Here is a 21,163-nt window from a genome sequence, read left to right as displayed (position 1 = left end):
TTGGGTTCGATTGAAAAAGCGAGCACCAGGGAGACCGGCATGACGGCATTCATTGAGCAGCCTTCTACTGACCTGATGTACTTGGAGGCAATCAACCGTTGGTTTTCTACCTTCGATGATCACGTGGCACGCTGCGCCTGCCCCCGTGCCTCCCACCAGCAACTGCTGCGTCAGGCGGACGAGATGAAGCGGCTCGGGGTGATCGCTAGGCAGCAGTGGCGGGACCTTCGACAACTGGCTGACCGGTCGTTGCAGCAGGCACTGGAAGGCGCCCGCTGAAACGGCTCGGCCGCATCGATGCAGACTCACTTCCAAGGATCGGCAGCATGCGGTCGATCCGAACTGGCTGAACCTGGATCAAGCCGCAGGCTGAGCGCGAAGCGAAGCTGAACGCGCGAGCTGATCACTGATCACGCCGATGAAATGATCCAGGGTCCAGGGCTTGGGCAGGAATATAGCGCCAGAGGGGAGGGCACAGCTTGACGGGTCGTGATAACCACTCATGACCACGATGCGAGTGTCAGGCTGCGACTGGCCCACCTGGTAGGCCAGCTCCAGTCCGTTCACCGCACCAGGGGTGCGGACATCGGTGAGGAGCATCGAAAATGCCGAACGCGAGGTTATTTCCAGGCCTTCCTGTGCTGTTTCCACGCTGGTTACCGCTGCGCCCAGGTCCTCAAGGGCAATGGCGATCAGCTCACGGATGATAGGTTCGTCCTCAACCAGCAGAACGGTCGGACAGCTTGGGAATTCGCACGTTTTCATGGCAATACTCTGGCTCTGCGCACGCTGAATAAAGGGAACATCCGATGTAGACTTGCAGCCAGAGGTGCAAGCGATAGCTGTGCGCTACCGTTGTGACCTCGGGCTGTAGCAAAAAATTCCTTTGCGTAGCGTTTGCTGCTTTGCGATGCACAAACCAATGCTCAGGCGCCGGGTTCCTGGGCTAACCGTTTAAGCAATGCCTTGGCAGTTGCTGCTGAGGATGCCGGGTTCTGACCTGTTATCAGATGCCCATCCTCGACCACATGGCTCGCCCAGTCTTCGGCCTTGGCATAGTGTGCGCCATGGCCCCGCAGCATGTCCTCCACCAGAAACGGGACGACGTCGGTCAGACCCACGGCTTGCTCTTCACTGTTGGTGAAGCCCGTGACTTTTTTGCCCTTGACGACAGGGTGACCGTCAGGCGCCTTGACGTTTTTCAACACGCCCGGTGCATGGCATACCGCTGCGATGGGCTTGTTGGCGGCATAAAAGGCCTGCAGCAGAACGATCGAGTCCTGGCTTTCGGCCAGATCCCACAGTGGGCCGTGGCCGCCTGGATAAAAAACGGCGTCGAAATCATAAGGGTCGACTTCGCCAAGGGGGACGGTATCGGCCAGGGCAGCCTGGCCCTCGGTGTCTTTGGCGAAGCGTTGAGTGGCCTCGGTATGTGCATCGTCTTCGTCACTTTTCGGGTCCAGCGGCGGCTGCCCGCCCTTGGGCGAAGCGAGCGTGACGTCGGCGCCGGCATCCACGAATGCGTAATAAGGTGCCGCGAACTCTTCCAGCCAGAACCCGGTTTTCTTGCCGGTGTCACCCAGTTGGTCGTGGGACGTCAACACCATCAGGATCTTCTTCATGCAGGTTTGTCCTCCAGCTCAGGTTGTGCAGGGCCGCTGCCCTGATAAGGGTGGGAGTGCGGTAAACGGTGAGTGTTCCATGGACGTGAGCGTAAGGCATTGAAAAAATGCCGCAGCTCAATGGGGCGCAGGGCAGGGCAGGGCGTGGCGTGGAGAGGAGCGCGGTGCCACGCGGTGGTCACAAAGCTGTAACACAGCTGATGCAAAGTGTGCCGGCCATCACACGGAGCGCTTTCAATGATACGCCTGATGAAGTCTGCTGCACTCGCCGTCGCGGTCTCCCTTTGCGCCACATCGGCTTCGATCGCCGCAGAAAACATTCGCCTGACCGGTTCCGGGGCCAGCTTCCCCGCACCCATCTACCTGACCTGGTTCAAGGACTTCAGCAAGAAGTCCGACGGCGTGACCGTCGACTACCAGTCCAAGGGCAGCGGCGCCGGGGTGCAGGATTTTCTGAACAGGACCGTGGACTTTGCCGCCAGCGACTCGGCCATGAGCGAAGCTGACATGGCCAAGGTGGGCGAGGGCGTACAACTGCTGCCCATGACCGCCGGCGAGATTGTGCTGGCCTACAACCTGCCTGGTAACCCGAAAGGGCTCAAGCTGCCGCGCGAGGTGTACTCCAATATTTTCCTTGGCAACATCACCCGCTGGAACGACCCGCAGATCGCGGCCGCCAACCCGGAGCTCAAGCTGCCCGATACCCCCATCACCGTCGTGGTGCGTGCCGACTCCAGTGGCACGACAGCGGTGTTCACCAAGCACCTCTCGGCTATCAATGCCGACTTCAAGCAAAAGCTGGGTGAGGGCAACACGGTCAACTGGCCGGCTACCGACAAGTTCATCAAGTCACCTAAAAACGATGGTGTAACCGCCACCGTACGCCAGACCCCAGGCGCCATTGGCTACATTGAGTACGGTTTTGCCAAGTTGGCCAAGGTGGACTTCGCCCAACTGCAAAACAAGGCCGGGCAGTACGTGGTGCCCAATGCCGAAAGTGGCGCCGAGGCCCTGGCCGCCGTGAACATGCCGGAAAACCTGGTGGCCTGGCTGCCTGATCCGGACGGCGCCAAGTCCTATCCCATTACCTCCTACACCTGGATGATCTTCCGCAAGGACAATGGCAACCCCGCCAAGGCCAAGGCCATGCGCGACATGGTCGAGTACAGCCTGACCGAAGGGCAGAAGATCGCCGACTCGATGGGCTACATCCCGCTGCCGCCTTCGGTGGTCGAGCAAGTGCGCAAAGCCTCCGCCAACATCAAGTGATACCGGCGTCCCCGGCGTGCGCCTGATACGCCGGGGGTGTCAGCACCCTGTCCCGGAACCTGCCAATGAACACACCCTTCGACCTACCGGATAACCCCGACTCCGCCTGCCGGCCGCCGTCTGCCAGGGACGTGCTGGTGGACCGCACCTTCCGTGCGCTGGCCCGCATTGGGGTTGTGCTGGTCCTGGCACTGGTCTTCGCACTGGTTTACGAGGTAGGCCGCAAGGCTTTGCCCGGCATCGAGAAGCATGGCTTCGACGTGCTGCTGGGCAGTGTCTGGGACGTCAACCAAGGCCAGTACGGCATTCTTCCTGCCATCTGGGGCACGCTGTACAGCGCATTCATCGCCTTGCTGATCGCCGGTTTCTTCGGCGTCAGCATGGCCATCTTCCTGACCCAGGATTTTCTGCCGGCCAGACTCGCGGCGGTGTTTCGCACCATCGTCGAGCTGCTGGCCGCCATCCCCAGCGTGGTGTACGGGCTGTGGGGCATCTATGTGGTGATTCCGGCCATACGGCCACTGACCACCTGGCTCAACAGCGAGCTGGGCTGGATCCCGTTCTTCGGCACGTCCCTGAGCGGGCCGGGATTGCTGCCTGCAGCCTTGGTGCTGGCGATCATGATTCTGCCGACCATCGCCGCGGTCTCCCAGGACGCGTTGACCAGTGTGCCGATGAAAACCAAGCAAGCCGCCTATGGCATGGGCACGACGCACTGGGAGGCGATTCTCAAAGTCATGGTGCCCTCGGCTGCGACCGGCATCTTTGGCTCGCTGGTGCTGGGCCTGGGCCGCGCCCTGGGCGAGACCATGGCACTGGCCATGCTGGTGGGCAACGCCAACACCCTCTCTGTGTCACTGTTCGCGCCGGCCAATACCCTGGCAGCGTTGCTGGCCCTGAACTTCCCCGAAGCCGGACCAAACGAGGTGGAAGTGCTGATGTACGCCGCCCTGGTGCTGATGTTCATCACGCTGCTGGTGAACGTGCTGGGCTCGATGATCATGCTCTACGCGCAACGAGGTAACCGCTGATGACCGATCTCTCTACACCAGTGGCCGCGCTGCCAAGCCTGCAGCGCAAGCTCGAGGGCCGGGCGCTGCGCAGCGTACTGCTGACCACACTGGCCTGGCTCGCCGCCCTGGTGGCCAGCGTGCCGCTGATTTCGGTGCTGTACATGCTCATCACCCGTGGTGGCGCACGGCTGAACCTGGAAGTGTTCACCGAGCTGCCGCCAACCGGCTTCGAAATGGGCGGCGGCTTCGGCAACGCCATGGTCGGTACCCTGGTCATGGTCGGCATTGCAGCAGCCATTGCTGTGCCGGTGGGCATCCTGGCGGCCGTGTTTTTGGCCGAGCTCGGGCCTGACAGCAAGCTGGCCAACGCCGCACGCTTCGCCGCCAGGATGCTGACCGGCTTGCCGTCCATCCTGGCTGGCGTGTTTGCCTATGCGCTGGTGGTGATGACCACTGGGACCTACTCGGCGCCGGCGGGCGGCGTGGCGCTGGCCGTTTTGATGCTACCAATCGTGGTCCTGACCGCCGAGGAAGCCATGAAGATGGTGCCCAAGATCATGAAGGACGCCGCCTACGGGATGGGCTGCACCCAGGCCCAGGTGATCTGGAAGATCGTGCTGCCCACCGGCCTGCCCGCCATCCTGACCGGCGTCATGCTGGCCGTGGCCCGGGCGGCGGGTGAAACGGCGCCGCTGCTGTTCACCGCGTTGTTCAGCAACTACTGGATCTACCACGATGGCAGCCTGGCGGTGATGAACCCCACCGCTTCGCTGGCGGTGCTGATCTACAACTTCTCCGGCATGCCGTTCGACAACCAGTTGGAGCTCGCCTGGGCGGCGTCGCTGGTTCTGGTAATGATCGTGCTGGTCATCAACATCCTGAGCCGTGTATTCGGCAAGCCCAAGTACTGATAAGGGAGCATTCGACGTGAACGTATCCACCGCCCAAAGAGTCGCTCCCCTGGCCAGCGAAACCCCCATCGTCATGGATTGCAAGCTGGACAAGATCTTCTACGGCAACTTCATGGCCGTGCGCGACAGCCACGTGCCGATCCGCAAGAACGAGATCACCGGTTTCATCGGCCCGTCCGGTTGTGGCAAAAGCACCGTGCTGCGCAGCCTCAACCGCATGAACGACCTGGTCAAGGGCTTTCGCTTCGAAGGGCATGTGCACTTTCTGGGGCAGGACGTCTACGGCAAGGGGGTCGATCCAGTCGTGGTGCGCCGCTACATCGGCATGGTGTTCCAGCAGCCCAACCCGTTCTCGATGAGCATTTTCGACAACGTGGCCTTCGGTCTTCGGCTGAACCGCTACAAGGGCGATATCGGTGACCGGGTCAAGCATGCCTTGCAAGGCGCTGCGTTGTGGGATGAAGTGAAAGACAAGCTCAAGGTCAGTGGCCTGTCCCTGTCCGGTGGCCAGCAACAGCGCTTGTGTATTGCCCGGGCCATCGCCACCGAACCCGAGGTGCTGTTGCTCGATGAACCCTGTTCGGCGCTGGACCCGATTGCGACCCGGCGGGTGGAGGAGCTGATGGTGGAGTTGAAAAAGGACTACACCATTGCGCTGGTGACCCACAACATGCAGCAGGCCATTCGCGTGGCTGACACCACGGCGTTCTTTTCGGTCGACATTTCCCAAGGCACGCGCACGGGCTACCTGGTAGAGATGGGGCCCACCACCCAGATATTCCAGGACCCTCGTGAACAGCTGACTGCCGACTACATCAGTGGCAAGTTCAGCTGAGCCTCGCTTGAGAACGCCCGCGCGCCAGTGCCAGGACGGCCAAGGCCCGCGGTTGTCTTTACCCCAATACCGCAATCAGGGATAACCGATGCCAGCGACGCCCCGCCTGGATCTCAACGCCGTCGAGCACGCCCTGCGCCAAGTGCAGGCGCATTTCGCCGAGCTCAGCCGCCACTTCACCGAACCTCGCGACCCGTTCACCGACGAGGTGCTGTGCAACGTGCTGGAGGGCTACGCGTTGGTCGATCACTACGTGGCGCGCGGTATCGACCTGTTTCACCTGCAGCAGGTGAACCTGATGCTGGAAATCAACGCCACGGTGCTCTGTGGCACCGACGCCGCCCGCCGCCAGGAGTTCGCTGCGCACCTGGCGGCTACCGAAACCCATTTTTTCAACAACGTCGAAGGCGGCATCAAGGACTTGTACAACTGGTACTGCGGTTATGGCAGCGATTCGATATGGAAGCGCGCAGCTGGCGTGTACGTGCGCATCCTCAGCAAGCCGCAGCTGTTCATCGAAGGCAACAACCGTACCGGCTCGCTGATCGTCAGTTATCTGCTGATGCGCGCAGGCTTGCCGCCATTCGTACTGTCGCTCGAGAACGCCGAAGGCTACTTCAATCCCTCGTCAGTCATCCGCAACTCGGCCAAGCATGGCGTCAAGGCGCTGTACGAGCTGCCCAAGATCAAGAAAAAGTACGCCGCCTTCCTGGAAGCCCATGCCCCGGCGCCCGAGACGTTTTTCCTGCCAACCCCCCTGCGCGAGAGGAGCCTTCGATGAGTCGCGGATTAGCCTGGCAGCGCTGCCGAGCGGTGCTCGAAAGCACTGTACGTCAAGCGCGAGTGCGCATCTCGTTCGATATCGACGATACCTTGGCCTGCCTGCCCGAGCACGCCGAAGCCGAGCCGGACCGGCTGCCGAGCTTCGTCCACCGCTGGTTGGGCGAGCCACTGCGCAGCGGTACCCGCGAATTGATCAGCGACCTGCGCCGCCAGGGTTGCAGCGTGTGGATCTACACATCGTCCGGACGCACGCCGGCCTACATCCGCCGATGGTTGCTGCTGTACGGTATCCGCGTCGATGGCGTGGTCAACAGCGACCGCCACCAGCACATGCTGGGCCAGCGGGGGCTGGTCAACTCGCCCTCCAAGCTGCCCTCGGCGTTTGACATCGACCTGCATGTGGACGACTCCGAAGGTGTACGGCTCGAGGGGCTCGAGCATGGTTTTCGCGTGGTAGTGGTCTGCCCCAAAGACGACCAATGGACGCAGAAGGTCAAGCAGGCGGCTACCGATGTTCAGGCCACGCTGGCCTGGCAGCAACCTCATCGCTTTACCACAGCACGTGCGCAGCGGGGATCGATGCTCGCTTCCTGACCCGCCAGAGGCCAGGCAGGCCCTGTCTGGTCAGCTGTCCCGTTCATACGCTCGGCCACTTTCGTGCCGATCTTCGGTGTCCATCATTGATGCGTAAGCCCTAGGTCGCATGACCCGGCCTAGCCCGTAGTGGTCCCAAACCACCGGGCCTTGCACGCCCTTCGCAAGCAGGCTCGATGCTGCGCCAAAGCAGCGTTTCTGACCGCTACCCACCTTTCGATAATCGCCTCCGACCCTCTGTCCCCCGTTTGGAGCGCGCCATGCACAACAATAAAAACAAGTCTCTGCGGCCTCGTTACCTGGCAGTTGCCATCGCCAGCCTTGCGGCTGTCAGCCTGAGTTCCCTGGCGCAAGCCGAGATCATGCTGTACGACCAGAACCAGACCACCTTTTCCACCGACGGCTATATCAACGCGTTCTACGTCAACAGCAAGGTCGACCGTGAAGGTGAGCAGTTCGACCGCCGCCAGTCTCGGGTGAAGATGGGCTTTCTGCCCAATTACCTGGGGTTCAACATGGGCAAGCAGGTCAATGACCTGAAGCTCGGTGCCCGTGCCTCGTTCTGGGTCACCATCAACGACAGCGAAAGCACGGGTACCGACACGGCCATCGATGTCCGGCAGTTCTACGGTACTGTGGCCAACCCTGAATGGGGCGAGGTGCTCATCGGCAAGGATTTCGGGCTGTTCGCCCGCTCGAACATCCTGCTCGACGAGCTGCTCGCCGGTTACGGCCAGGTCAGTGACACGCTGGGCCTTGTCGATGGCGGTGGAGTGTCGTTCGGCAACATCGGCAGCGGCTACCCGTATCCGTTCCCGACTTCGCAAATCACCTATCGTACCCCGGTCATGGAGGGCCTGCGTATCGCCGTGGGGATCATGGACCCGGTCGACACCAATGACAGCAGCCCCACGGGCAAGGCCTACCAGAAGAACCCCCGCACCGAGTCCGAGATCACGTACCAGTTCGACCTGGCAGGCGCACACATCTACAGCTGGCTGAACGGCAGCTACCAGACCTCCGACAACACTGACGACGCGGTGCGGTCTGTCACCTCAAAAGGGCTTGGCTATGGCGTGCAGGCCAAGCTGGGCGGGCTGTCCCTGACCGGGTCCGGCTTCCAGGCCAAGGGCATCAACCCGTTCTTCACCAACAATGCCGGCGAACCGGTGTTGCGCAACGTGGACAGCGACGGCTACCTGCTGCAAGCCTCTTACAAGGTCGGCAAGAACCGAGTTGCGCTTTCCTACGGCAAGACCAAGGACGACGGCAACGGCGCGGTAGGCAGTGGTGCCGATTATCAAACCCGCGGGGTGGCGCTGTTCCATGACATCAACGACAACCTCAAGCTGGTGGCCGAGTACAACCAGTTTTCCATTGAGGGCCATGAGACTCGCGAGCAGAACGAAGACACCGATACGTTTGCCGTGGGTGCGGTGCTGACGTGGTAGCGATGTGGCGCAGGCCCCGTGTTCAACGGGGCTTGCGCGGTATTCGAAACCTTCAGGTCAGGCCCCTGACAGCGGGGCAGCGCCGCCGCCGAATGATGCTTGCACGCACAACGATGTGACGCTCACTTGCCTGCCGGACGTTTCCCAGTCGTCAGGACAGCATCAAATTCCTCCGGCAAGCTAATAAAGCCAGCAGTTTAGTGCCGGTTTTTTTAGAACCATGCAGTTAGTCAGCATTTTTTTACCGGTTATTGACCCGTACGCGACGGTGCGCTATACGCTGATGCAATGCTTGCCGATAACCAAGCGCGTCAACACTGGCTGATCAAGTTCGCGCGCAATAAAGGGAGTGAGCGCGATAACGATATCCTGCGCACCGAGTTCCATTACTACAACGCGGTGGCGGCCCTGGGACTTGATACGGTTCCCACTGAGGGCTTGATGCTCGAGGAGGCAGTCAAGCCCAGCCTGTGGATGCCGCGCTTTGATCGCCGAGTCGTGAATGGCGTAGTGGAGCGGGTGCCACTGGAGTCGGTGTATTCAATCTGCGGCATTACCGGTTATGGGCAGGTGATGGCCCATGCTGAAGTCGTTCACCGATTGGTGGAGCTGTGGACCCACAACGGCCAGCAGGATGAGATAGAGGACTTGGTGTTCGAGTACGTACGGCGCGATCTGCTCAATCGCATTCTGGGCAATACCGATAACCACGGACGAAACATCTCCATCATCCGTGAAAATGGAAAGTTTCGTTTGGCCCCGATCTATGACCTTGCGCCAATGATCCTTGACGAAGAGGGCGTCACACGGACGACGAAGTGGGTGGCCGAGCGCAAGGGTTCCTCCAACTGGAGGGACAATTGCGCTGAACTGGCCGGTTACACCGATCCCGATGTGCTGCTGCAACGGTTGATGAATGCGGCTGATGGCTTCAGGGCGTTGCCCGATCTGCTGACGGGTGTCCCCGAGTCGGTACGCAATGCAGCCTCTTTGCCGGTCAATGACCTGGACAAGCGACTCGCACAGTGGGGGTTGAGATGAAAAAATTACAGCCCGAACAGCGTGCTCAGCTTGTGGAGGAGATCGCCCAGCGCAACGCCTTGGGGCTTGATTCGATCGGAGCATCCATCCGCCGCTTGCGGCTCGAAGTCACCGGTCTGGATCAAGAGACCTTTGCAACGATGTGCAAGATGTCCACGAAAAGCTTGTATGAACTCGAAAGTGGGAAATCCAACCCCAAACTCGGCACCCTGGAGGCTGTGCTGCGTCTTTTTGGGCTGCGGATGGGTATTGTGCTCAATCCCCGGGGGGGAATTAACCCGGTGTCGTTGACCGATACACCCGCACAGGCTGAACCGAAACGAGGAAGAAGCCCTGCGGCAGCTAAGGCAAAACGGGGAGGATCCAAGCAGGAAACGCCCAAATTGCCGTCACGCGACGACGGACAGTCAAAGGGCGGTAGCTGAGCGTGCGAGAGGCGCTCTGACGACCGCCTGGATGATCTTGCGATGGTGCGGGGATCGTTTCGCCAGTGCATGGAGGCTCGGGCAGTGCTGCTATCGGACGTTCTGGGCCACCCAGGGCATTCGCCTCCTCCAGCAATAGCGTGCGTCAGTAGCTCACCACTACGCCCATCGACGCGTGCACCCGCTACGCAAGTAGCATTCGAACCCTGGCCCATGCTTCGTACACTCACCGCTCAGCCAGACCTTGCCGGAGACCCCGATGCAGCAGGCACATAACGAGGGCGTGGTCAGCGCCATGTCCCAGGCCAGCGATGCACGCGTGGCGGCTCAGGAACTGGCGCGGCAACTGCTGCATCCGCACTTGGGCTTCGTGCTGTTCTTCTGCACCGCCGAGTACGACCTGCAGGCCTTGGGCCAGGCCCTTGAACAAGGCTTTGGCGGCATCCCGCTGGTCGGGTGCACCAGCGCGGGAGAGATCACGCCGCTGGGCTATGGGCGCAGTTGCGTGACGGCCGTGGGTTTTGATCACCGGCATTTTTCCATCGCCACCGAACTGATCGACGAAATGGAACGTTTCAGCCTGATCGACGCCCAGCAGATGGTCGAGCGGTTGGTCGGCAGCTGTCGCGGCAACGCCTTGGCCCAGATCAAAGGGCACAGCTTCGCCTTGACCTTGCTCGATGGCTTGTCCAGCCGTGAAGAGACGGTGCTGGCGGCCCTGAGCGCAGCGTTGGGCGATATCCCGCATTTTGGCGGCTCGGCCGGGGACGACAACTACCTGACCCGGACCCACGTCTTCTATGGCGGGGCGTTTCACCACGGTGCTGCCGTGGTGGTGCTGGTCAATACCTGGCTGGACTTCGAAGTGTTCACCACCCACCACCTTGAGCCACGGCAGGAAAAACTGGTGGTCACCGGCGCCGACAGCGCCCAGCGACGGGTGTATGAGCTCAATGCCGAGCCTGCGGCCGAAGAATATGCACGCCATATCGGGGTGCCCGTCAGCGCCCTGGACCACAGGCTGTTTGCCGCCCACCCGCTGGCCGTGCGCATGCACAACCGGTACTACGTGCGGGCCATCCAGCAGGTGCATGCCGATCTGAGCCTGAGCTTCTACTGTGCGGTAGAGAACGGCATTGTGCTCACGCCCATGACACCCGGCCCGTTGCTGCCGAACCTGCAGCAGCTGTTCGATGGCCTGCAGCAACGCCTGGGTCCGCTGATGCTCACCATCGGCTGCGACTGTTTTTTGCGGCGCTTGGAGCTGGAGACCCAGCAAGGCCTGGCGGCGGTGGGTGATTTTCTGCGCGAGCAGCGGGTGATGGGCTTCAACACCTATGGAGAACAGTTCAATGGCATGCACATCAACCAGACCTTCACCGGGGTTGCCATTGCCCGCAACCGAACCCGCCCCGGGCAATGACGTGCAGGCCGAACTGGCGCAGCTTCGCTATGAAAACCGCAAGCTGCAACGGATCAACGCCGCGCTGATCGAGCGCATCGAGTCGGGTGTCACGCGCGGCAGCGATCCCTATGCGGCGTTCCAGCATTCGGTGGTGCTGGCCGAGCAGGTGCGCGAGCGCACTGATGCGTTGAACCAGGCCATGGCCGAACTCAAGGCGGGCAACCAACTGCTCAGCGAAGCACGTCTGCGCGCTGAAACCGCGCACCAGCACCTGATCGATGCCATCGAAAGCATTTCCGACGCGTTCATCCTGTTCGACCGAAACCTGCGCATGGTGCTGTGCAACAGCCGCTTCAAGGCTTTCTGGGAGAACCGCCGCGTGCGCATCATTCCCGGCATGCGCCTGGTCGACGTGCGCAGGCTGATGACCAGCAGCGGCCTGTTCAGCGAGGATCCGCGCGGCCCTGCCGACGAACATCTGTTGTACCGACAGCACAATGGCCGTTGGCTGCAGGTCAACGAGCGCCCCACCTGCGAGGGTGGCCGGGTGATCCTGTTCACCGACATCACCGAGGTCAAACTCAGCGAAACCCTGCGCAGGGAACAGGCGGTGGCGCAGAAATCGCACCTGTTGCAGCGGGCGGTGGACAACCTGTCCCAAGGCGTGGCCATGGTCAACGCGGACGGTCTCCTGGAGTTGTGGAACCGCCGGTTCCTGGAGCTGAGCGGGCTGGCCCCGGTCGCTGCGCACCGTCCCTTCGCCGACGTGATTGCCGACAGCGAGCTGCGTTTGCTCACGCCCGAAAGCCGCGACGACAACGGGCGTATCGTGCACGAGTGCGAGCAACGCCTGTTCGACGGGCGCATGCTGGAGATCCGCACGCATCCACTGCCCACTGGCGGATTCGTCAACACGTTTACCGATATCACCGAACGCTACCTGCATGCCGAGGCCCTCAGCGAAAGCGAGCGCTGGATCCGGCTGATCACTGACCATGTGCCGGCACTGATCGCCTACCTCAATGCCGACCTGGTGTATGAGTTCACCAACAAGGTCTATGAGCAATGGTATTGCTGGCCCAGTGGGCTGATGCTGGGCCAGAGCCTGCGCCAGGCCCATAGCGAGCAGCATTATCAGCGCCTTGAAGCCTATGTGGCGCGGGCGCTGGCAGGGGAGAGCGTCACGTTCGAATTTCCGGAAACCAACATCAACGGCCAGGAGCGCCACATGCTGCGCTCCTATGTGCCCAATCGGCTGGCCTCTGGCGAGGTGGTCGGTATCTTCGTGTTGATCCGTGACATCACCGAACGGCGCAACACCGCCCAGGCGCTGCACCAGGCTTATCAGCACCTGGAGCTGCGGGTCCGTGAGCGTACGGCCGAGTTGACCAGCCTCAACGAACAGTTGTTACGGGAGATCGAAGAACGGCGACGTGCCGAGGCGCGTTTGCGCGAGGCCAAGCACGAGGCTGACCAGGCCAACCTGTCCAAGACCAAGTTCCTTGCCGCGGTCAGCCATGACCTTCTGCAGCCACTGAACGCGGCGCGCTTGTTCACCAGCGCCTTGCTCGAGCGCCGCGATCCGCTGGCCAGTGCACAGCTGGTGCGTAATGTCAGCAACTCCCTGGAAGACGTCGAGAACCTGCTGGGAACGCTGGTGGACATCTCCAAGCTCGATGCCGGCGTCATCACAGCCGACGTGGCACCCTTCGCCCTGGCGGAACTGATGGACAACCTGGCGGCAGAGTATGCCCACGTCGCCCGCAGCGAGGGGCTGGCCCTGCACTTCGTAAGCTGCTCGGTCGTGGTGCGCAGCGATATTCAGCTGCTGGCGCGGATCCTGCGCAACTTGCTCAGCAACGCCATCCGCTATACCCCCAGCGGGCGCGTGGCGCTAGGCTGTCGCCGCCAGGCAGGTTGCGTGCGCATCGAGGTGTGGGACACCGGTATCGGCATTGCCGAGGAGCATCTGGAGGAAATGTTCCAGGAATTCAGGCGTGGCGCCGTGCAGCGGCCGGATCAGGATCGCGGCCTGGGCCTGGGGCTTGCCATCGTCGAGAAGATTGCCGGCATCCTCGGCCACCGTATTGCCGTGCGCTCCTGGCCCGGCAAGGGGTCGGTATTCGCCGTGGAAGTGCCGCTGAGCACCGCCGTCCCGATTGCACGGCCCGAGCATGCCGTATGCCAGCCGATGCTCGAGTGCCTGCGTGGGGCCCGGGTGTGGGTGCTGGACAACGACGCTGCCATCTGTGCCGGCATGCGCACACTGCTCGAAGGCTGGGGCTGTTGCGTGATCACGGCACTGTCGGAGCAGGACCTGGTCCGTCAGGTGGAGAACTACCACGCCGATGCCGACCTGCTGATTGCCGACTATCACCTCGATGACGACTGCACTGGCGTCGACGCCGTGGCACGTATCAATGCCCGCCGTGCCCGGCCGCTGCCTGCGCTGATGATCACCGCCAACTACAGCAATGAACTCAAGCAACAGATCCGTGAGCGAGGCCATACGCTGATGCACAAGCCCGTACGGCCCATGAAACTCAAGACCGCCATGAGCCACTTGCTGGCCTCCCGGGCCCCTTGGGGGTCAGCGCCGTAGATAGTCAGCGAAGTCGATGTCGCCGGCGCTGAGGATGGCCTGCACCCGGTTGTGCACGTTCAGCTTGCGCAGGATGGCCGAGACGTGGGCCTTGACGGTGGTTTCGGCGATGTCCAAGGCATAAGCGATCTGTTTGTTCGATTCGCCCTTGGTCATGCGTTCGAGCACCAGCAACTGCTTGCGCGTCAGGGCCTGGAGCATTTCCGGCGGGAAGCTTGGGGCATCGCTCAGGCGGCGGCTGCTGCTTTTCTGCGCGCGGATGATATCCGGCGGCAGGTACACGTTGCCGTTGAGGATCTGCTCGATCGCCTCGATCATCTGCGCGCGCGGCGAGGACTTGGTGATGAAGCCCACCGCACCGTAGGTGATGGCTTGCAGCACCACCTGCTTCTCCTGCTCGGCCGAGACGATCACCACCGGGGTGGTAGGTGCCTCGTTGCGCAAGGTGATCAGCCCGTTCAGGCCATGCATGCCCGGCATGTTCAGGTCGAGCAGGATCAGGTCGAGGTCGTCATGGTCCTGGGTCAGCGTCAGCGCACTGTCCAGGTCGGCGGTTTCCATGATTTCACTGCCCTGAAACCCGTCACTGATGACGTTGTGGATCGCTTCGCGAAACAGCGGGTGATCGTCGGCAATCAAGATTTTGTACATGGCCTTTTCACCTTGTTCTTGTTTGAATAATTAAGCGCGCAGGGGCAAGCAAGCTGTCAGGGAAACGCTGCTGGCTGGGCCGTCTGCACGGGCAGGTCGGCCTGCTGCCAGGCGTCTAGCCCGTCGCGGTACCAGTAGAGGTTGGTGTAGCCCAGGTGTGCTGCGCGTTTTACCGCGTTCCAGCTCAACCAGCAATCGGACCGACAATAGAAGACGACAGGGTAATGAGGCTGCCCCCCTGTGGCCTGACGCAGGTGATGCTCGAAGTAACCTTGCCAGGCAGGGCTGAGCACGCCGTCGCCGGTGTTGGGCAGCCACAGGCTGCCAGGCAGGTTGGCGTGGGGCTCGTCTTCGATGAAGCGTTCATGCAGCCACTGGCGGCGGTAGACGTCGATCAGGACAGGGGCCGGATGCCCCCGCATCATCGATTGCAGCGCGGCAGTGTCTATCACCTTGCCACCTTCGACCTGCGGCGGGGTCGGGCTGCGGTACAGCGTGGCGCGGTAGCCATCTGGCGTGAACGTCGGTGGGGCGGCGGCCTGGGCATGGCCCAGCAGAAGGCTCAGCGAGGCGGCGGCCAGCAAGCACAGGGGCAGCCTTTGGAGGGCACGTGGCATGGTCTGTTCCTTCTTGTTATAGGCGCATTACATGCCAGTGCCACGGCTTTGTGAATGCGACCATAGACACCCTGGGCAGTACCAAAGTAGTAGAGGCGAGCCTCCCCTGCAGCGCAGGGTCCACCGGGGCACCTCACCGTGGTTTGCGCAGGGCGGCGTGCTGCGGGTTGAAGGTGACGATAGCCAGCAGCGTGAACAGCATGCTCAGCGTCAGGCATACCGCCAGCGCCAGCAGGCTCAGCCGCTCGTAGAGCGCAAAGCGCACCAGCTCGACGGCGTGGGTGAACGGGTTGACCGCACACAGCCAGTAAAGCCACTGGCTGGCCTCCTGCATTTTCCAAAGCGGATAGAGCGCCGACGACAGAAAGAACAAGGGGAAGATCACGAAATTCATCACCCCGGCAAAATTCTCCAGTTGGCGGATGGCATTGGACAGCAACAGCCCCAGTGCGCTGAGCATGAACCCCACGAGCAGTACCGCGGGCAGGGCCAGCCCCAGGCCGCCGACCGGGGGCTGAATGCCGTAAAGCCAGGCGATGGCGATGAAGATGTACACCTGTAGCACAGAGATAAGCGACGTCGCCAAAAGCTTGCTGCACAACAGAAAGGCCCTGGGCAGCGGGCTGGTCAGCAGCACCCGCATGCTGCCCATCTCCCGGTCGTAGACCATCGATAGCGAACCTTGCATGCCATTGAACAGCAGGATCATGCAGGCCAGGCCCGGCACGATGTAGACCTCGTAGGGAATGTAGCTGTCGTATGGCTCGATGATGGCGATGCCCAGTGCAGCACGAAACCCGGCAGCGAACACCACCAGCCACAACAAGGGGCGCACCAGTGCGCTGATCAGACGCGTGCGTTGGCGCACGAACCGCAGGGCTTCACGCATGAGGATGCCGCTAAAGCAGTACCAGTAGGCGTTCATCAGGCGGGCGCTCCAGCCGTGTTACACGTGTGATAGGCGAACGTACGGCCCAGATCGCCGCCGTGGGGCTGCATCATGGCCTCGGCAGGCCCATTTGCCACCACCCGACCCTGGTGCAGGATGACCAGGTCATCGGTCGCCTGCACTTCATCGAGCAGGTGAGTGGTCCACAGCACGCTTAAGCGCCGATCGCTGTGGCACAAGCTACGCACGTGCTGGTTGAGTGCTTGCCGGCCGGGCGGATCCAGGCCAACGCTGGCTTCGTCGAGTAGCAACAGGCGGGGCCCGTGCAGCAGTGCCCGGGCGATTTCGACGCGGCGCCTGTGCCCAACATTGAGTTCGCGCACAGGGTCACGGCGCCGCTCTCCCAGCCCTTGGCGGGCCAGTTCGGCGTCCACGCGGCGCTGGGCCTCCCGCCGGGGCATCCCATGCAGCGCTGCGTGATAGCGCAGGTTCTGTTCCACGCTAAGGTCCAGGTCCAGCGTGCTCTGCTGAAACACGACGCCCAGCTGCCCTAGCGCTGCCCGAGGCTGACGGCGCAGCGAATAACCCAAGACCTGGATATCGCCGTGCTGCACGTCATACAGGCAGGTCATCAAGGCAATCAAGGTCGACTTGCCGGCGCCGTTGGGCCCCAGCAAGGCGGTGAAGTGGCCGGGCGTCAGGCTGAAGGTCACGTCCCTGAGTGCCGCGCGCTGACCATAGGCGAAACTGACCCCCTCAATGTGCAGCGCGTTCATGGCGTGACCACCACACCCCATGGATAGCGGCCGACCTTGATCGATTTGAGCACCTTGAGGCTGGCCACGTCGATCACCGACACGTCGCCGCTCACGCCATTGGTGGCCAGCAGTTGCTGCTGGTCAGGGGTGAAGGCCAGCTGCCAGACGCGACGCCCCACCAGCAGGTAGTCCAGCACTTCGAACGTCCTGGCATCGACCACCGCCACATGATTGGCCGGGCCCAGTGCCACGAACGCGTACTTGCCATCGGCGCTGAGCTTGATGCCCACTGGCTGGACTTTGTCAGGGTGCACGCCCTTGATGGCGAAGTTCAGGGTCTTGAGCACCTTACGCGAAGCCACGTCCAGGATGGTGACCGTGCCGCCGATTTCTGCCGACGCCCACAGGTGCTTGCCATCCTGGCTGAATTCCACGAAACGGGGGCGCTGGTCCACCGGGGTGCTGTCGGCCAAGGTCTGGGTCTGTGTGTCGATCCAGTGCAGCATGTTGGTGGTTTCGCTGGTGTTGACCGCCCATCTGCCATCCGGGCTCACGGCCATGCCCTCAGGTTCGATGCCCACATCCACCTGGGCCAGCACCGTGTCGCTAACGGTGTCGATGACCGTGACCAGGGCATCGTCTTCGTTTGACACGTACAACCAACGGTCGTTGGGATGCAGGGCGAATTGCTCGGGGTCTTTGCCTGACGGGAGTTCCTTGACGAGGGTGCGGCTGGCCACGTCCATCACCTGCACCCGATCCGAATCGCTGGCGCAGATGTACAGCAGCTTGTTGTCGTGCGACAGCAGCAGGCCGCGCGGGCGTTGGCCGACGGGCAGGGTGTCGGTCACCGTCAAGGTCTGCAGGTCGATCAGGCTCAGGGTGTTGTCCTTCTCGTTGGACACCCAGGCGGTGGCGGCCAGAGCAGGCTCGCCGGCCAGGGCCAGTACGACCGGCAGAAGACGGGCGCACAGCAGGCAGCTTGATGAGGGGCGGCGGCGCATGACAGGTTCCTTGTTATTGTGTGGGCGTGTCAGGGGTAAGTGCAGGTCACATCGGCCTTGTCGAATCCCAGGCTGTCCATCTCGTTGGAAGGGTGCAGGAAGCCTTCCTGCGGTGAGGTGCTGACCAGGGCTCTGGGCTGCACCAGGGGGATGGGTTGGCGCAGCTCGCCATTCCAGGGCCTGTAGCTGAGCTTGCGCCCCTTGAAACCGTCGAGTGGCAGTTGTTCGCTCACAAGCAGTTGCTGCAAGGCCCTGGGCTTGGCCTCGCGCAGCTTGCTGACGGCCGTGGCGATGCTGCGCACGGCCATCCACGCTGCGAAATCGCGGTCGTTCATCCAACGGCCGGCCTGCGCTTCGAAGCGTTTTTGCAATTGCGCGGCGCCAAACGTTTCTACGGTCTTGTGCCAGCCGGTGGGCGTCAGGCCCTGAGTGCCGGCGACCGGGCGTGGCAACCAGGTCTGGTAGGGCACGTATTCGCCGAAGTCGCCCCGTTCATCAGCCACCAGCACCACGTCGTATTCGCGCGCCTGAGTGAACAGCGGCATGTCGGCCTGGGCGCTGCGGCGCTGGTCGTTGTCGAACGTCCAGCGCTTCTCGGCCACCAGTTGCAGGCCAAAGCGCTTGGCCGCGCGGCGCAGCGCGGCGGCGTAGGCTTCATCGTCCGGGGTCTGCCCGACGATCAGCAACCCGCGCTGCCATTTGCGCAGCACCAGAAACTGCACCAGCGCATCGGCCAGCATCGCCCGCCCAGGCAGGGCGTGCAGCACATTGCCCAGGCACTGCACGCTGCGTATGGCGTCATCCGGGCTGCCGGCATTGAACAGCAGGCTGTCAGGCAGGGCCGCAGACAAGGCCCGCAGGCTGGCGACCGGCGCGTTGATGACGAACAACCGCACGCCATCCCCATGCTGGGCCTGGGCGGCATGCAGCAGTTGCTCGGCGGAGTCGGCACGTGCGCTGACCAGCGCGAACTGCTGCTTGAGAAACCGCCCGGTGGTATTGCTGTCGGCAACGGCTAACTGTGCCCCTTGCAGGCCGGCATCGTTCGGTTCAGGCCAGATAGTGGACAACAGCGGGCCGCTGTCAGGGCGATAGCTCAGGTAGCCGATACGGATCTGCAAGGGGCTCACGGCCTGTGTGTCGGCCCTTTCGTTCTGAGCCCAGGCCGTCGGCGCAAGCAAGGTCAGCAGGCAAGTCAGGACAAGGTGGGCAGGCTGGCGCATATCGCACTCCACGGCAGATGGCGCCAGCATAGAAAGCCTGCCGGGGCCGGGGAATATGCAGAAAGTAGCGCCCAGCCGCTACCAAGGTAGTAGCGGGTGCGCTGGCGTGGCGCCCTAGGATGGCAGCAGTTGCCCTGGAGCCCGGTCATGCATGCTGTCAATCTGTCTGCCCTCTGGCGTATCAACCTGTGGGTCGCTGGCTGTTTCGCGGTGTTGACCCTGGCCTGCGCGGGGGTCGTGCTGCACCAGGCATCAGCCGATGTGAAGCGGGAGTTGCAGTCGGCCGAAGCGGTGATGGCGTACATGGCCCAAGCCGCCAGCCACGACCCGGCGAGCCTGCAACCCGTGCTGACCGAGCACCTGCGCCACGTGCGCGTGCATTGGCTGAACCCTGGCGAGCCTGAAAAAACGGCGGTGCCGTCCGAGGCCGGGCTCGATGGCTGGTTGGGCACGGTGCTGGCAGGCGAGCATTACGACAGCACCCGTATGCTGGTACTCGATGATGGCCGCCGCGTCGCGTTGAGCGTGGACGCACGCGATGAGGTCGATGAAGTCTGGGACTCGCTGCAACAGCTGCTGGCGGTATGTGCTGTCGCGTTGGCCATGAGCCTGCTGTCCATCAGTTGGGCCGTGCAGCGCGGGCTGCGCCTGCTGGCTGCGCTGCTGCGTGCATTGCGCCAGGTGTCGCAAGGGCAGTTGGACGTGCGTCTGCAAGTGACCGGTGGCCCGCAAGCGCGCCAATTGGCCGGGCACTTCAACCAGATGGCCGCGGCGATCGAGCAGGCCCAGGCCGACAACCAGCAACTGACTGGCGCTTTGCTGGCGGTCCAGGAGCAGGAACGCACGCGGCTGGCTCAGGCGCTGCACGACGACCTGGGCCAGTACGTGGCCGGCATCCGCGCCCAGGTGTGTCTGTTGCAATTGTGTGCCCACCAACCTGAGCAGGTGCGACAAACCACCCAGACGCTGGAGCGCAACTGTGCAGGCTTGCAGTTCGGTTTCCGAGCCTTGATACGGGACTTGTACCCGGTTGCGCTGCAGCACCTGCCCATGGCCGAAGCCCTCGACCAGTTGGTGAGCCAATGGCGTGCCAGCCAGGCCATCGAGTGTCATTTGCGGGTCGGGGCCCAGTTGCCGGCGCTGTCATCTACCCAACGCACGCACCTGTACCGATTGTTGCAGGAAGCGCTGACCAACGTCGCTCGCCATGCCCACGCCCGTCAGGTGCGGATACGCCTGCAACGGGGCGCCAACGGGCTGCGCCTTCTGGTTCGCGACGACGGCTGCGGCGCCAGCCAGCCTGGGCGGCCCGGGGTAGGTTTGCATTCAATGGCCGAGCGCGCCCGCAGCCTGGGCGGTGAACTGCGCATTCTCACCCGTCCCGGTGCCGGGTGGGCACTGGCCCTGACGATTCCCCTGGAGGTGTCATGAATATCGTGCTGGTCGACGACCACGCCGTGGTTCGCCAAGGCTACGCCAGCCTGCTGCGCGCCGTGTTGCCATCGATGCAGGTGCGTGAGGCTGCCAGCGGTGAAGAAGCCCTGGCTCGCGTGCAGGAGCAGGTACCGAATCTGGTGATCATGGACTTCGGCCTGCCCGGCATCAGTGGGCTGGAAACCACCCGACGCCTGCGCCAGCGCCTGCCGCAGTTGCGGGTGCTGTTCTTCAGCATGCATGACGAGCTGCCACTGGTACGCCAGGCGCTGGACGCCGGCGCGGCCGGCTATCTGACCAAGAGCTCGGCCCCGCAGGTTCTGGTCGAGGCCGTACAGCGCGTGCTTGCCGGATACGCGTACATCGAGCAGGGGCTGGCTACCCAACTGGCCTGCAGCTCGACGCACGATGCTTGTGATCCCAGGCTGCAACGCCTGACCCAGCGGGAGCTGGAAATCTTCGTGATGCTGGTTCGCGGCACACCGGCCCGGTCGATCGCCGAGCAGCTGTGTATCAGTGCAAAGACCGTCTCCAATCACCTGACCATGCTCAAGAGCAAACTGCAGGTCGGCTCCCATGCTGAACTGGTGCACGTGGGCATCGACCTGGGTCTGGTACGTGTAGCGGGTTAGCCGA

Annotated in this window: 21 protein-coding genes and 1 pseudogene; 14 read left to right on the top strand and 8 right to left on the bottom strand. The window is 62.6% G+C overall.

Annotation, left to right across the window (positions count from 1 at the left end):
• The first annotated feature begins 39 nt into the window (after positions 1 to 39).
• A complete protein-coding gene (locus tag B2Y33_RS19260; RefSeq protein ID WP_206405266.1) occupies positions 40 to 279 on the top strand; it encodes a hypothetical protein in 240 nt (79 codons plus the stop codon).
• A 78-nt stretch (positions 280 to 357) separates the two neighbouring features.
• On the opposite strand, the gene B2Y33_RS19255 is transcribed toward B2Y33_RS19260, so the two are convergent.
• Complete coding sequence (locus tag B2Y33_RS19255; protein WP_027914757.1) at positions 358 to 765, bottom strand: response regulator; 408 nt, start codon at positions 763 to 765, stop codon at positions 358 to 360.
• 161 nt (positions 766 to 926) lie between these two features.
• Positions 927 to 1,622 carry a type 1 glutamine amidotransferase domain-containing protein gene (locus B2Y33_RS19250; RefSeq protein WP_027914758.1) on the bottom strand — a complete coding sequence of 232 codons (696 nt, stop codon included), beginning with the start codon at positions 1,620 to 1,622 and terminating at the stop codon, positions 927 to 929.
• Positions 1,623 to 1,859: 237 nt separating this feature from the next.
• Between B2Y33_RS19250 and pstS the strand changes: the two genes are divergently transcribed.
• The 11 genes and pseudogenes from pstS (at position 1,860) to nahK (ending at position 13,951) form a co-directional block, all read left to right on the top strand.
• Positions 1,860 to 2,891 (top strand): phosphate ABC transporter substrate-binding protein PstS, encoded by a 1,032-nt coding sequence (gene pstS / locus B2Y33_RS19245; RefSeq protein WP_027914759.1) that lies wholly within the window; start codon positions 1,860 to 1,862, stop codon positions 2,889 to 2,891.
• A gap of 65 nt (positions 2,892 to 2,956) precedes the next feature.
• Positions 2,957 to 3,922 carry a phosphate ABC transporter permease subunit PstC gene (pstC, locus tag B2Y33_RS19240; protein WP_028687012.1) on the top strand — a complete coding sequence of 322 codons (966 nt, stop codon included), beginning with the start codon at positions 2,957 to 2,959 and terminating at the stop codon, positions 3,920 to 3,922.
• Positions 3,922 to 4,815, top strand: a complete 894-nt coding sequence (gene pstA, locus B2Y33_RS19235; RefSeq protein WP_027914761.1) for a phosphate ABC transporter permease PstA — start codon at positions 3,922 to 3,924, stop codon at positions 4,813 to 4,815. Before pstC ends, pstA begins: the two co-directional genes overlap by 1 nt.
• Positions 4,816 to 4,888: 73 nt before the next feature.
• The gene (gene pstB / locus B2Y33_RS19230; RefSeq protein ID WP_042139286.1) at positions 4,889 to 5,650 is read left to right on the top strand and encodes a phosphate ABC transporter ATP-binding protein PstB; all 762 of its coding nucleotides are present in this window, start codon (positions 4,889 to 4,891) and stop codon (positions 5,648 to 5,650) included.
• An 88-nt stretch (positions 5,651 to 5,738) separates the two neighbouring features.
• A complete protein-coding gene (locus tag B2Y33_RS19225) occupies positions 5,739 to 6,431 on the top strand; it encodes a hypothetical protein (protein ID WP_027914763.1) in 693 nt (230 codons plus the stop codon).
• Complete coding sequence (locus B2Y33_RS19220; RefSeq protein WP_042139284.1) at positions 6,428 to 7,027, top strand: hypothetical protein; 600 nt, start codon at positions 6,428 to 6,430, stop codon at positions 7,025 to 7,027. The genes B2Y33_RS19225 and B2Y33_RS19220 overlap by 4 nt, the downstream gene beginning before the upstream one ends.
• A gap of 260 nt (positions 7,028 to 7,287) precedes the next feature.
• Positions 7,288 to 8,478, top strand: a complete 1,191-nt coding sequence (locus tag B2Y33_RS19215; RefSeq protein ID WP_027914764.1) for a porin — start codon at positions 7,288 to 7,290, stop codon at positions 8,476 to 8,478.
• A 267-nt stretch (positions 8,479 to 8,745) separates the two neighbouring features.
• Positions 8,746 to 9,519 (top strand): annotated as a pseudogene (locus B2Y33_RS19210) (HipA domain-containing protein); the annotation flags it as partial.
• Positions 9,516 to 9,944, top strand: a complete 429-nt coding sequence (locus tag B2Y33_RS19205; RefSeq protein ID WP_111475342.1) for a helix-turn-helix domain-containing protein — start codon at positions 9,516 to 9,518, stop codon at positions 9,942 to 9,944. The pseudogene B2Y33_RS19210 and the gene B2Y33_RS19205, both read left to right, overlap by 4 nt.
• Positions 9,945 to 10,203: 259 nt before the next feature.
• Complete coding sequence (nosP, locus tag B2Y33_RS19200) at positions 10,204 to 11,367, top strand: nitric oxide-sensing protein NosP (RefSeq protein WP_028687015.1); 1,164 nt, start codon at positions 10,204 to 10,206, stop codon at positions 11,365 to 11,367.
• Positions 11,297 to 13,951 carry a hybrid sensor histidine kinase/response regulator NahK/ErcS' gene (gene nahK, locus B2Y33_RS19195; RefSeq protein ID WP_288633282.1) on the top strand — a complete coding sequence of 885 codons (2,655 nt, stop codon included), beginning with the start codon at positions 11,297 to 11,299 and terminating at the stop codon, positions 13,949 to 13,951. The genes nosP and nahK overlap by 71 nt, the downstream gene beginning before the upstream one ends.
• On the opposite strand, the gene B2Y33_RS19190 is transcribed toward nahK, so the two are convergent.
• The 6 genes from B2Y33_RS19190 to B2Y33_RS19165 form a co-directional block, all read right to left on the bottom strand.
• Positions 13,940 to 14,602, bottom strand: coding sequence for a response regulator transcription factor (locus tag B2Y33_RS19190; RefSeq protein ID WP_027914768.1), 663 nt, complete (start codon positions 14,600 to 14,602; stop codon positions 13,940 to 13,942). The two genes, nahK and B2Y33_RS19190, sit on opposite strands and share 12 nt — an antisense overlap.
• 56 nt (positions 14,603 to 14,658) lie before the next feature.
• Entirely contained in the window at positions 14,659 to 15,219 is a 561-nt protein-coding gene (locus B2Y33_RS19185; protein WP_027914769.1) for a PQQ-dependent catabolism-associated CXXCW motif protein, read from the bottom strand.
• Between the two features lie 133 nt (positions 15,220 to 15,352).
• The gene (locus B2Y33_RS19180) at positions 15,353 to 16,144 is read right to left on the bottom strand and encodes an ABC transporter permease (protein ID WP_027914770.1); all 792 of its coding nucleotides are present in this window, start codon (positions 16,142 to 16,144) and stop codon (positions 15,353 to 15,355) included.
• On the bottom strand, positions 16,144 to 16,884 hold the full coding sequence (locus tag B2Y33_RS19175; RefSeq protein ID WP_206405264.1) for an ABC transporter ATP-binding protein: 741 nt from the start codon (positions 16,882 to 16,884) through the stop codon (positions 16,144 to 16,146). Before B2Y33_RS19175 ends, B2Y33_RS19180 begins: the two co-directional genes overlap by 1 nt.
• The gene (locus B2Y33_RS19170) at positions 16,881 to 17,870 is read right to left on the bottom strand and encodes a YVTN family beta-propeller repeat protein (protein ID WP_241194877.1); all 990 of its coding nucleotides are present in this window, start codon (positions 17,868 to 17,870) and stop codon (positions 16,881 to 16,883) included. Before B2Y33_RS19170 ends, B2Y33_RS19175 begins: the two co-directional genes overlap by 4 nt.
• 29 nt (positions 17,871 to 17,899) lie before the next feature.
• On the bottom strand, positions 17,900 to 19,093 hold the full coding sequence (locus B2Y33_RS19165) for an ABC transporter substrate-binding protein (RefSeq protein WP_027914773.1): 1,194 nt from the start codon (positions 19,091 to 19,093) through the stop codon (positions 17,900 to 17,902).
• A 147-nt stretch (positions 19,094 to 19,240) separates the two neighbouring features.
• Here B2Y33_RS19165 and B2Y33_RS19160 point away from each other — a divergent pair, with 147 nt between their 5' ends.
• Together B2Y33_RS19160 and B2Y33_RS19155 are read left to right on the top strand one after the other, a co-directional pair.
• Positions 19,241 to 20,524, top strand: coding sequence for a HAMP domain-containing sensor histidine kinase (locus tag B2Y33_RS19160; RefSeq protein ID WP_059183105.1), 1,284 nt, complete (start codon positions 19,241 to 19,243; stop codon positions 20,522 to 20,524).
• Positions 20,521 to 21,159 (top strand): response regulator, encoded by a 639-nt coding sequence (locus B2Y33_RS19155; RefSeq protein WP_027914775.1) that lies wholly within the window; start codon positions 20,521 to 20,523, stop codon positions 21,157 to 21,159. Before B2Y33_RS19160 ends, B2Y33_RS19155 begins: the two co-directional genes overlap by 4 nt.
• Positions 21,160 to 21,163 lie beyond the last annotated feature (4 nt).

Origin of the sequence: Pseudomonas sp. UBA5666, assembly GCF_002420785.1 — a bacterium.
Taxonomy (GTDB): domain Bacteria; phylum Pseudomonadota; class Gammaproteobacteria; order Pseudomonadales; family Pseudomonadaceae; genus Aquipseudomonas; species Aquipseudomonas fulva.
Note: the sequence above shows the minus strand (reverse complement) of the source record. Positions and strands in the feature narration are given on the sequence as shown.

What these genes read in the sequence shown, in the direction of transcription:
- B2Y33_RS19205 (WP_111475342.1), top strand. Translation starts at nt 9,516, where the DNA reads ATGAAAAAATTACAGCCCGAACAGCGTGCTCAGCTTGTGGAGGAGATC.
- B2Y33_RS19190 (WP_027914768.1), bottom strand. Translation starts at nt 14,602, where the DNA reads ATGTACAAAATCTTGATTGCCGACGATCACCCGCTGTTTCGCGAAGCG.
- B2Y33_RS19225 (WP_027914763.1), top strand. Translation starts at nt 5,739, where the DNA reads ATGCCAGCGACGCCCCGCCTGGATCTCAACGCCGTCGAGCACGCCCTG.
- B2Y33_RS19220 (WP_042139284.1), top strand. Translation starts at nt 6,428, where the DNA reads ATGAGTCGCGGATTAGCCTGGCAGCGCTGCCGAGCGGTGCTCGAAAGC.
- B2Y33_RS19215 (WP_027914764.1), top strand. Translation starts at nt 7,288, where the DNA reads ATGCACAACAATAAAAACAAGTCTCTGCGGCCTCGTTACCTGGCAGTT.
- B2Y33_RS19155 (WP_027914775.1), top strand. Translation starts at nt 20,521, where the DNA reads ATGAATATCGTGCTGGTCGACGACCACGCCGTGGTTCGCCAAGGCTAC.
- B2Y33_RS19255 (WP_027914757.1), bottom strand. Translation starts at nt 765, where the DNA reads ATGAAAACGTGCGAATTCCCAAGCTGTCCGACCGTTCTGCTGGTTGAG.
- pstB (WP_042139286.1), top strand. Translation starts at nt 4,889, where the DNA reads ATGGATTGCAAGCTGGACAAGATCTTCTACGGCAACTTCATGGCCGTG.
- B2Y33_RS19165 (WP_027914773.1), bottom strand. Translation starts at nt 19,093, where the DNA reads ATGCGCCAGCCTGCCCACCTTGTCCTGACTTGCCTGCTGACCTTGCTT.
- nosP (WP_028687015.1), top strand. Translation starts at nt 10,204, where the DNA reads ATGCAGCAGGCACATAACGAGGGCGTGGTCAGCGCCATGTCCCAGGCC.
- pstA (WP_027914761.1), top strand. Translation starts at nt 3,922, where the DNA reads ATGACCGATCTCTCTACACCAGTGGCCGCGCTGCCAAGCCTGCAGCGC.
- nahK (WP_288633282.1), top strand. Translation starts at nt 11,297, where the DNA reads ATGGCATGCACATCAACCAGACCTTCACCGGGGTTGCCATTGCCCGCA.
- B2Y33_RS19185 (WP_027914769.1), bottom strand. Translation starts at nt 15,219, where the DNA reads ATGCCACGTGCCCTCCAAAGGCTGCCCCTGTGCTTGCTGGCCGCCGCC.
- B2Y33_RS19175 (WP_206405264.1), bottom strand. Translation starts at nt 16,884, where the DNA reads ATGAACGCGCTGCACATTGAGGGGGTCAGTTTCGCCTATGGTCAGCGC.
- B2Y33_RS19250 (WP_027914758.1), bottom strand. Translation starts at nt 1,622, where the DNA reads ATGAAGAAGATCCTGATGGTGTTGACGTCCCACGACCAACTGGGTGAC.
- pstS (WP_027914759.1), top strand. Translation starts at nt 1,860, where the DNA reads ATGATACGCCTGATGAAGTCTGCTGCACTCGCCGTCGCGGTCTCCCTT.
- B2Y33_RS19180 (WP_027914770.1), bottom strand. Translation starts at nt 16,144, where the DNA reads ATGAACGCCTACTGGTACTGCTTTAGCGGCATCCTCATGCGTGAAGCC.
- pstC (WP_028687012.1), top strand. Translation starts at nt 2,957, where the DNA reads ATGAACACACCCTTCGACCTACCGGATAACCCCGACTCCGCCTGCCGG.
- B2Y33_RS19170 (WP_241194877.1), bottom strand. Translation starts at nt 17,870, where the DNA reads ATGCGCCGCCGCCCCTCATCAAGCTGCCTGCTGTGCGCCCGTCTTCTG.
- B2Y33_RS19260 (WP_206405266.1), top strand. Translation starts at nt 40, where the DNA reads ATGACGGCATTCATTGAGCAGCCTTCTACTGACCTGATGTACTTGGAG.
- B2Y33_RS19160 (WP_059183105.1), top strand. Translation starts at nt 19,241, where the DNA reads ATGCATGCTGTCAATCTGTCTGCCCTCTGGCGTATCAACCTGTGGGTC.